Source organism: Roseateles sp. P5_E11, assembly GCF_054049355.1.
The window spans coordinates 1-8,633 of record NZ_JBFUMO010000231.1 but is presented as its reverse complement, the minus strand read 5'-3'; the positions used below and the strand labels follow the sequence as shown (position 1 = coordinate 8,633).

Sequence of the window (8,633 nt, the reverse complement as noted above, 5' to 3'; positions counted from 1 at the left end):
GATCTGATACGACAGCCGCCCTTCCAGCCCATCGCTCAAAGGCCCGGAGACAAAGCCCTCGCTCTCATGCCGGTTGTCGCTGCCGAACAGCAGGCCGACGCGCGCCTGCAGCGTGGAGGTCGGCAGCGCCGAGATGATGTTGACCGCGCCGCCGGTGGCATTGCGGCCGTAGAGGGCGCCCTGGGGCCCGCGCAGGATCTCGACGCGCTGGGTGTCGAACAGGGCGGTGTTGGAGCTGGTCTGGTCCGACACATAGGCGCCGTCGGCATACAGGGCCACGCCGGGGTCCCCGCCTGCCAGGATGAAGACATTGCCGATGCCGCGCACGAAGAGTTGGGTTGCGCCCTGCCCGTTTGTGAACGAGGTGTTGGGGCTGAGCATGACGAGGTCGGCCAGGCCGGTGTCGCCACGCTCGGCCAGGCGGGCGCCGTTCAGCGCGGTGATGGCGGTGGGCGTGGTGTCCAGCACCGTCACGCGGCGTTCGGCCGTGATGACGACGCGCTCGATCTGGTTGGTTTCAGGAGCGGTCTGGGCCGCCGCCAGCGTGGACGCCACGGCAAGCGCAATAGGGCTGAGTCTCATGCTCTGTCTCCGGTCGCCGCGTCTGTGTGGCGGCGTAAGAGCATGGTCGCGAGCCCGCTGGGAGCCGGCTATGGCGAATCGGCAGCGCGATGTGCCGAATCGGAACTTCTCAGCCCTTCAGCGTCTCACTCGGTGATTCGCCAAAGCGCTCGCGGTAGCGCGCCGCGAAGCTGCCAAGCTGCCAGAAGCCCCATTGCGCGGCGACAGAGGTCACCGTGACGCCCGGTGCGGCGGAGCGCAGCTCCTCGCGCGCCCGGTCCAGCCGGTACTGCTGCAAATAGCGCTGTGGCGACACGCCGAAATGGCGCTCGAAGCCGCTTGCCAGCGCGCGCACGCCGACGCCGGCAGCGCGGGCGATCTCGGCCACCGACGGCGCCTCGGACGCGTGGGCGTGGATGTAGTCGCGTGCCCGCCGCGTGGAGGCAGGCAGTGCGGCCGGAGCATCCAACCCGCGGGTGTAGTTGTTGGGCCAGGCCAGCAGCAGCTCGAACAGGGCCGCGTCGCGCAGGCCGTCCTCCAGCCGCGCGGCGGCCGCATGCGGGTAGGCCGGCGTGGCGGCCAGGTGGCCGAGCACACGCAGCAGGGCCGCCACCGGCGCGCCGCCGGCCTGGGCGCGGCCCTCGAAGCGCAGCGCATGGGCCATGTCCGAGCCCAGCAGCGCGCGGCAGGCGCTGCCCATGTCGGCGTCCGCCACGCGCAGGTTCAGCAGTTCCATGTCACCCGACATCTCCAGCCCCTGCACCTCGTCGGGCGCGATGACACCGGCATCACCAGCGCCGTACAGGTCGCGCCGGCCGCCACGCCAGACTTCGCCCTGGCGAAGATAGGAAAACACCCAATGCCCATGGGCGCGCGGCATGGCCATGCGGGTGGACGTGCCGTAGCGCACCTCGCCCAGGTGCAGGCGGGCGAACTCGGCGCCGCGCAGCTTCAGCGCCAGGCCGTTCTCGTCGCCGATGCGCAGGGCATGCGGGCCATAGACGCTACTGAGCACGGCCTGGGCCTCGTCGGGGTTGCTGGTCTCACAGACGGCGACGAGGCGCGAGTTGCTCAGCGCGGCATCGACCTCGGCCCCTTGCAGGGGCTGGTCGGCGCTGACGGCGGCGGTGGGCAGCATGGCCGGGTTGTAGGCCAATTCCCGGCCCACCGCCATTGATGCAATGCGTGGACGCGACAGTCACCCCCGAGACAGGCGTGACGAAGCGCATCCCCTAGTTCGAGCCGTCCCCAAGCTGTCCGTGCAACCCGTCGCAATCGCGCCGAACTCGGTGGCCGATTTGCCGCCCCGGTCGCATCGCTGTCCTCGCGGCCGCCCCGTTTCACACACTGCCGCCGCCCGCAGCCTCACGCTGACGTGCATCAACCCCAAGGAGCAAGCCATGAACTTCAAAGCCACCCTGTGCGCCGCCGCCGCGGCCTTTTCCCTGTGCCTGTCGCTGCCGGCCCTGGCCGAGGATTCCAGCTACACGCCGGGTTCGGTCTGGTTCTTCTCCAACATCCAGATCGAACCGGGTCATTTCGAGAAGTACATGGACTACCTCGGCGCCAACTGGAAGAAGGTGCAGGAGCTGGGCAAGAAGGAAGGCATCATCGTCTCGTACCACGTGCTGGCCGTGAACGCCCAGCGCCATGGTGAGCCCGACCTGGTGCTGGCCGTCGAGATCAAGGACTACCAGAACAACGCCCAGCAACTGGCCTTCCAGAAGAAGATCGAGGCCATGCTGGCGGCCGACACACGCAAGCAGGATGTCGCCGCCGGCGAGCGCGGCGTCATGCGCAAGCTGATCGGCAATATGCAGCTGCAGGAACTGATCCTGAAATAGGCCGCAGGCCCACACCCAAAGCAAAACCGAAGCTTCGTTCAGCCTGAGGCTGTCCGCGGCCGGCAGGGCGCTGGCGACAATGCCCGGCTCACCACGGACCGCCCGCCATGCTTGAACTGCTCTCCGACCCGCAGACCTGGATCGCCCTCGCCACGCTGACCGCGCTGGAGCTGGTACTGGGCATCGACAACATCATCTTCATCAGCATCCTGGTGGACAAGCTGCCCAAGGCCCAGCAGGAAACCGCGCGGCGTGCGGGCCTGTTCGCAGCGATGTTCATGCGCATCGGCCTGCTGATGGTGCTGGCGTGGATCGTCGGCATGGTCGAGCCGCTGTTCAACGTGCCCGGCGTCGAACGGGGCATCTCGGGGCGCGACCTCATCCTCATCGGCGGCGGCCTGTTCCTGATCTGGAAGAGCACCGGTGAAATCCACGGCTCGCTCGAAGGCGAGGACGAAGACACCAGCGCCGGCGGCAAGGCCAAGGCGGCCTTTGGCGCCGTCATCCTGCAGATCATGGTCATCGACCTGGTGTTCTCGCTGGACTCCATCATCACCGCCGTCGGCATGGTGGACGACGTGCGCATCATGATTGGCGCCGTCATCGCCTCGGTCGGTCTGATGATGCTGTTCGCCGGCCCCATCGGCCGTTTCGTGTCCAACCACCCGACCATCAAGATGCTGGCCCTGAGCTTCCTGGTCGTCGTCGGCGTGGTGCTGGTCGCCGAGGGCTTCGGCCACCACGTGCCCAAGGGCTATATCTACTTCGCGATGGCCTTCTCGCTGGGTGTGGAGATGATGAACATCAAGATGCGCCGCAAGTCGGCCAGCAAGGTCAAGCTGCGCCAGCAGATCCCTGGCAGTTCGGGCGATTGAAGCGATGATCCGCGGTCATGGAAAAGCTGATGCGTTTCCCGACCGCGGTCCCGCACGATCCGGACATTGAGGCCTGGATGCGGGCCCATGCGGGCGCGCTGGGCGACATTGCCCGGCACTGGTTCGACGCCATGCGCCGCTGCGGCGCCGATGTGCGCGAACTTCTGCATGACGGCCACCCGACCGCCTGCATCGGCGACGCGGCCTTCGGCTATGTCAACGCCTTCACCGCGCATGTGAACGTCGGCTTCTTCAAGGGCGCCGAGCTGGCCGATCCCGCCAGCCTGCTGCAGGGCGCGGGCAAGTTCATGCGACACGTCAAACTCAGGCCCGGCGAGCCCATCGACGAAACGGCGCTTCAGGCCCTGATCGCGTCGGCCAGCGCCGACATGCGCCGGCGCCTGTGATGGCGCTGCGCCTGCAGCCGTTCACGGCCTTCGACGACCTGGCCTTCAGCCTGGATGTCGAGACCCTGGTCGCGCGTCTGGGTCCGCCCAACCGCCATGCACGCAACGAGGCCGCGCTGAACGAGTACGACTACGGCCACACCGTGCTGCGCTTCCAGGACGGTGGCCGCCTCGAGGAGATCACCCGGCGCGCGCCGGTGCTGCAGCTGGACACGGTCGTCATTCCGTTTGCCGCGCTGGGCGGCTTCGTGCTCGCGCAGGATGCCGAGGCCTTCGAGCGCGCGGGCTTTCTGGTCAGCCCGGCCTTCGGCATCGCCTTTGTGCCGCAGGAACCCGACTGGGTCACCGCGCTGGCGCGCCACTGCATCCCGACATGGCGGGCGCTGTGAGGCGGTGGCTGCCTGCGCTGCTGCTCGCCCTCTGTGGCTCGGCGGGCGCGCAACCCCTGGTTCGCCTCGACCACATTCCCACCGCCGCGCAGGACCTGGATCAGGCCGTGGCCGACTACCGCAGCCTGGGCTTCGCCATCAAGCCGGGGCGGCCGCATGCCAACGGCCTGCGCAATGCCCACATCAAGTTCAGCAACGGCGCGGGGCTGGAGCTGATCACCGCGAGCGAAGCGCGCGACGCGCTGAGCGCCCGCTACATGGCCTTGCTGCGCGAGGGCGAAGGCCCGGCCTACCTGACCCTGCATGCGGTCGACTCGACCCGCGCCGCCGCCGCGCTGCAGGCAGCGGGCATTCCGCACCGGCACGACGCCAACGGGCTGGCGCTGACCGACCCGCGGCTGAGCTGGGTCTTCTTCGCCGGCGACAACCGCTCGCCGACCGACCGGCCTGAGCACTTCGCCCATGCCAACGGCGCGTTCGCGACGCGGGAGGTCTGGGTCGCGACGGACGACGCGACGGCCCTGTCTCAGTTGCTGTCTGCCCTGGGCGCAAGCTCGCATGAAGAGAAGCGCTGCGAACCTTTCGAGACACAGGCCCGAGTCTTCGACCTCGCCGAAGGTGGCCGCATCGTCATCGTGCCGTCGCGGCACCAGCTCGTGCCCGGCCATCCAATCATCGGCATCACGATGGCGGCGCGAAGCGGCGAATCCACGCCACTCGTTCGAGTCCACGGTCTGTGGCTGACGCTGCAGTCCGAGCGCTGACTCGAGTCGTATCTGTGCGCAGATCGGGGTCCGGCAAACCGGATCGGCGAGCCCGACGGCGGCACCAACAGTTGTCCTAGAGTGCATGCCATGTCCAATCCGCAACACCTGTTGGGATCGCCATGCGCCGTCAATGCGTTGCTCGCCTTGATCCTTGCGGTGTCGCCCGGTGTGTTGACCGTGGCGGAGGCCGCTGCCGATGAGCGGACCTTCTCCCAAGTGGCGACTGAAACGCGTCTTCCCTGGCCTTGCATCCTCGTCGAGGACCCGCATGCGTTTATTCAGCTGGACCGAGATGAAGTTGCAGCCATTGCAAACCGGCACACGCCATACGACGACACGATGGCCAATCACCTGCTGAGACGTCAGGAAGCAGGAGCGGCCGATTTGTTGGGCGCGTCAGCGGCATCCCGCCTGCAAGGCTGTGCATGGGTGGCAAGCCGAGAGTTGCGCGTCGGGCGCTCCTTCGTGATCCAGCGCGTGATGGAAGGTCGGGCGACGATCATCGAAAAGCCCAGCGGCGCGATCTTGCCGTTTGTCACAGTCGTTCGCCGTGGTGGTGGTGCCGATTTCGGCTACTTTTGGCTGCCACCCGACAACAAGCCGATGCTGTGGGTAGCGCCGACCTTCGAAATTAGTCCGCCAAAGGCCTCAAGTCGCCCAGATTCTGGGATCACTCGCTCTCAAGGCCCATAGCTGCCCCCGCCACAGCGCCCTCACCCGCCGCAGCGCCAGCGTCACCGTCTCGACCTCATCGCCGACGACGCGGGCCAGCAGCACGGCGCCCCGCGGGCCAGCCAGATGCGTGACGCCGCTGCGCGCCACCCCGTCCAGCAAGGCGCGGCTGTGGGTCAGCAGCGCGTCCACATCGCCCAGCGCACCGGTCTGCGCATAGACCAGCGTGCCCAGCACCCGATGTCCGGCCAGGCCGCAAGGGCCGTCGAGCAGGGCCTTGTCGGTCGCATCGAGCCAGCCGCGGTCCAGCCATTGGCCGGTGATCTCCAGGTGCTGCAGCATGCGGCCGGCCACAAAGGGTTGCACCGCAGCGGGCAGGCCCAGGCCCAGCACCTCGGTCGCGAACAGGCTGGCGCCGGGCGTGAGGCTGAGCTTCACTTCGTTGCGGGCGATGCACTCGGGATAAGCCAGCGTCTCCTGTGGCAGCCATTCCAGGCGAGCGCCCTCGCCCACCGTGGCCTGCACGACTTGGGCCGCCTCGCCAGCGTTGGAACGATAGAAGCGCGTTGCGGCCGGTGTGGTGACGAGCAGATGAGCGCCGGCCTGCACATCGATGTGGATGTCGAGGCGATCCCCGCCGACCAGGCCACCGGGCGGATGCACGAGCACCGCGTGCGCGATGGCACTGCCCTCTGGGTAGAGGGTCTTCAGCAGGCGCAGCGGGCCATCGTGGCGGGCATGCACGCGGGTGGCGTTGCCGCCATCGCGCGCCGCGCTCAGCGTCAGGCGCGCCGGCCAGCGGATGGGATCAACCGACAAGCAGGCCCTTGGTCTCGATGAAGCGCACCACCTCGTCCAGGCCGTCGCGCGTCTTCAGGTTGGTCATGACCCAGGGCTTGACGGGCCGCATGCGGGCGGTGTCACTGCGCATGACGTTCAGGTCGGCGCCGACATGAGGCGCCAGGTCGGTCTTGTTGATGACGAAGAGGTCGCTCTTGGTGATGCCGGGGCCGCCCTTGCGCGGGATCTTCTCGCCGGCGGCCACGTCGATGACGTAGATGGTCAGGTCGGACAGCTCGGGGCTGAAGGTCGCCGCCAGGTTGTCGCCGCCGCTCTCGACGAAGACGATGTCGGCGTCGGGGAACTTCTCCAGCATGCGGTCCACCGCCTCGAGGTTGATGGAGCAGTCCTCGCGGATGGCGGTGTGCGGGCAGCCGCCGGTCTCCACGCCCATGATGCGTTCGGGTGCCAGCGCACCGGCCACTGTCAACAGGCGCTGGTCTTCCTTGGTGTAGATGTCGTTGGTGACGACAACCAGGTCCCAGCGCTCGCGCATGGCCTTGCACAGCATCTCGACGAGGGTGGTCTTGCCAGAGCCCACGGGGCCACCGACACCGACACGCAAAGGCGGTAGCTTCTTGGTGCGGTTGGGAATTGCGTGCAAGGGTGCAGTCATGTGAGCCCCCGAACCTGCCGCTGCGCGTCAGGCCCCCCAAGGGGGATAAAAAAACTTGGAGCGGTCCGGCGTTTTTTTGTCATGAGCGGAACAGTCGTGAATATTGATTTTCGTGGCGGGCGCCATGGATGCCGAGCAGCGGCGCGAAGGCCATGGGCTCGGGCGCTGCCAACGCGGTCGCCACGGCTTGCGGGATGACTTGCACGAGGCGTGCCAACAGGCGCTGCCCCGAGGTCTGGCCCAGGGGCACGCAACGCACGGCAGCCTGCATCAGGTTCTCGGCCCAGCCGAAGGCGATGGCCTGCAGCGCCGGCTCCAACGCAGCACCGCGGGACGCCGCGGCTGCACCCATGACGACGGGCCAGGTCGGCGCCGGTTTGATCTTTTGCAGCAGGGGCAGCACCGCGGCATCGGGCATCAGGCCCTGCATCCAAACCACGAGGCTGCGGCCCATCTGCTGGGCCTGCTGCAGGCTCTCGCTGGTTTCGCGTGTCTGCAGCACCCAGGCATTGAGTTCTGCCAGCCGCGCGCCATCAAGCGCCAGCGTCGCCGCGTGCGCCGCCGCCGCGATCGGCAGCTCGGCGCGCGCCTGCACGAGTTCGAGCTGGTTCAGCAGCCAGTCGCCGGCACTGGTCTCGTCATGCACGACGCCGGCGTCGACCGCGGCCTCCAGGCCCTCGGAATAGCTGAAGCCGCCGACCGGCAAGGCCGGGCTGGCCAGCCAGAGCAGATGCAGCAGCGAGGCGGGGTCGGCGGGGGTCGGCATGGGGGGATTCTGACCTCGCCAGACACCGCCCCGCCTTCGTCATCAGAAGTGGAAGGCGACGCCCGCACCGTAGAAGCGCACCGACAGGGTCTGCTTGGGGGTCGTTGCTGCCCCAGCCTTGCAGGTCAGGCCGCGTCCAGTCGGTGGCCACTGGGGGCGACGGCCTGCGGCGGGCGGCATGCTAGTCGCGAGTTGTGCCGTGCCGGAGCCATCGGCGGCACCTAGGCCGCAACGGGAAAATTGCCGACCTACCTGCTACCGCTCACACCGGCGCCGTGCCTACACTGCGCCGCACTTCAAGGAGGCTCAAGCATGCGAGACAAGACAGCGGCCGTCAGACGTCCCGCCCTGGCCGGGCTGTTCGCCGCGGTGCTGCTCAGCGCCACGCCTTGCGCCCTGGCCTGGGAACCACCAGCCGGGGCCAGCGCCCACGAGATCCTGATCGGCGCTCGCAAGGATGCCGACGAGGGCCGCTTCGCCGTGGCCGCCGAGAAGCATCTGTGGTTCCATGAGCATGTGCTGGAGCGCGATCCGGCGATGTTAGGGGTGCRCATGTCCTTTGCGCTATCCGCCTGGGCCTCGTTGGCGCACCGCTACGCACCCGCCATGACCCAGCTGCTGGCCGTGCGCGACCAGGCCCTGGCCCGGATCGATGCCGGCGGCCGCCCGGGCCAACAGGCGCTGGGCGAGGTCATCCACATCAACAACTACCTCGGCGGCCAGAGCGAGTCCACCCGCGACGCCTTCAAGCGCCTCGCCGACCGCGACCCGGTGCTGGCCGAGCGCGACGTGCTCGACGTGCTGCCCGCGCTGATCCAGCTGAACGAGTTCGAGCTCGCGAGCCAGCATCTGCGCGTCGACGCCGTCGTGGGCCGCGTGGAAAGCCTCTACAAGCT

General features: G+C 68.1%; 12 protein-coding genes. 7 read left to right on the top strand and 5 right to left on the bottom strand.

Annotation, left to right across the window (positions count from 1 at the left end; all coding sequences use genetic code 11):
- Together ACXJKR_RS17355 and ACXJKR_RS17350 are read right to left on the bottom strand one after the other, a co-directional pair.
- On the bottom strand, positions 1-582 hold a 582-nt coding region (locus tag ACXJKR_RS17355), incomplete at its 3' end, for a TonB-dependent receptor plug domain-containing protein (RefSeq protein WP_457323883.1).
- 109 nt (positions 583-691) lie between these two features.
- Entirely contained in the window at positions 692-1,699 is a 1,008-nt protein-coding gene (locus ACXJKR_RS17350) for an AraC family transcriptional regulator (RefSeq protein WP_457323882.1), read from the bottom strand.
- Between the two features lie 262 nt (positions 1,700-1,961).
- On the opposite strand from ACXJKR_RS17350, the gene ACXJKR_RS17345 reads away from it, so the two are divergent.
- The 6 genes from ACXJKR_RS17345 (at position 1,962) to ACXJKR_RS17320 (ending at position 5,536) form a co-directional block, all read left to right on the top strand.
- The gene (locus tag ACXJKR_RS17345) at positions 1,962-2,405 is read left to right on the top strand and encodes a hypothetical protein (RefSeq protein ID WP_457323881.1); all 444 of its coding nucleotides are present in this window, start codon (positions 1,962-1,964) and stop codon (positions 2,403-2,405) included.
- Between the two features lie 107 nt (positions 2,406-2,512).
- A complete protein-coding gene (locus ACXJKR_RS17340) occupies positions 2,513-3,280 on the top strand; it encodes a TerC family protein (protein ID WP_056195180.1) in 768 nt (255 codons plus the stop codon).
- 29 nt (positions 3,281-3,309) lie between these two features.
- Positions 3,310-3,687 (top strand): DUF1801 domain-containing protein, encoded by a 378-nt coding sequence (locus tag ACXJKR_RS17335; protein WP_457323880.1) that lies wholly within the window; start codon positions 3,310-3,312, stop codon positions 3,685-3,687.
- Complete coding sequence (locus tag ACXJKR_RS17330; RefSeq protein WP_457323879.1) at positions 3,687-4,076, top strand: hypothetical protein; 390 nt, start codon at positions 3,687-3,689, stop codon at positions 4,074-4,076. The genes ACXJKR_RS17335 and ACXJKR_RS17330 overlap by 1 nt, the downstream gene beginning before the upstream one ends.
- A complete protein-coding gene (locus ACXJKR_RS17325) occupies positions 4,061-4,840 on the top strand; it encodes a VOC family protein (RefSeq protein WP_457323878.1) in 780 nt (259 codons plus the stop codon). Before ACXJKR_RS17330 ends, ACXJKR_RS17325 begins: the two co-directional genes overlap by 16 nt.
- A gap of 90 nt (positions 4,841-4,930) precedes the next feature.
- Complete coding sequence (locus tag ACXJKR_RS17320) at positions 4,931-5,536, top strand: hypothetical protein (protein ID WP_457323877.1); 606 nt, start codon at positions 4,931-4,933, stop codon at positions 5,534-5,536.
- Here ACXJKR_RS17320 and ACXJKR_RS17315 read toward each other — a convergent pair.
- The 3 genes from ACXJKR_RS17315 to ACXJKR_RS17305 all read right to left on the bottom strand — a co-directional run bounded on the left by ACXJKR_RS17315 (position 5,492) and on the right by ACXJKR_RS17305 (position 7,737).
- Positions 5,492-6,334, bottom strand: coding sequence for an urease accessory protein UreD (locus ACXJKR_RS17315; RefSeq protein ID WP_457323876.1), 843 nt, complete (start codon positions 6,332-6,334; stop codon positions 5,492-5,494). The two genes, ACXJKR_RS17320 and ACXJKR_RS17315, sit on opposite strands and share 45 nt — an antisense overlap.
- Entirely contained in the window at positions 6,324-6,971 is a 648-nt protein-coding gene (ureG, locus tag ACXJKR_RS17310; RefSeq protein WP_457323875.1) for an urease accessory protein UreG, read from the bottom strand. Before ureG ends, ACXJKR_RS17315 begins: the two co-directional genes overlap by 11 nt.
- 79 nt (positions 6,972-7,050) lie before the next feature.
- On the bottom strand, positions 7,051-7,737 hold the full coding sequence (locus tag ACXJKR_RS17305) for an urease accessory protein UreF (RefSeq protein ID WP_457323874.1): 687 nt from the start codon (positions 7,735-7,737) through the stop codon (positions 7,051-7,053).
- 312 nt (positions 7,738-8,049) lie between these two features.
- Between ACXJKR_RS17305 and ACXJKR_RS17300 the strand changes: the two genes are divergently transcribed.
- Positions 8,050-8,633, top strand: a 584-nt coding sequence (locus ACXJKR_RS17300; RefSeq protein WP_457323873.1) for a hypothetical protein, incomplete at its 3' end; no start/stop codon positions are given.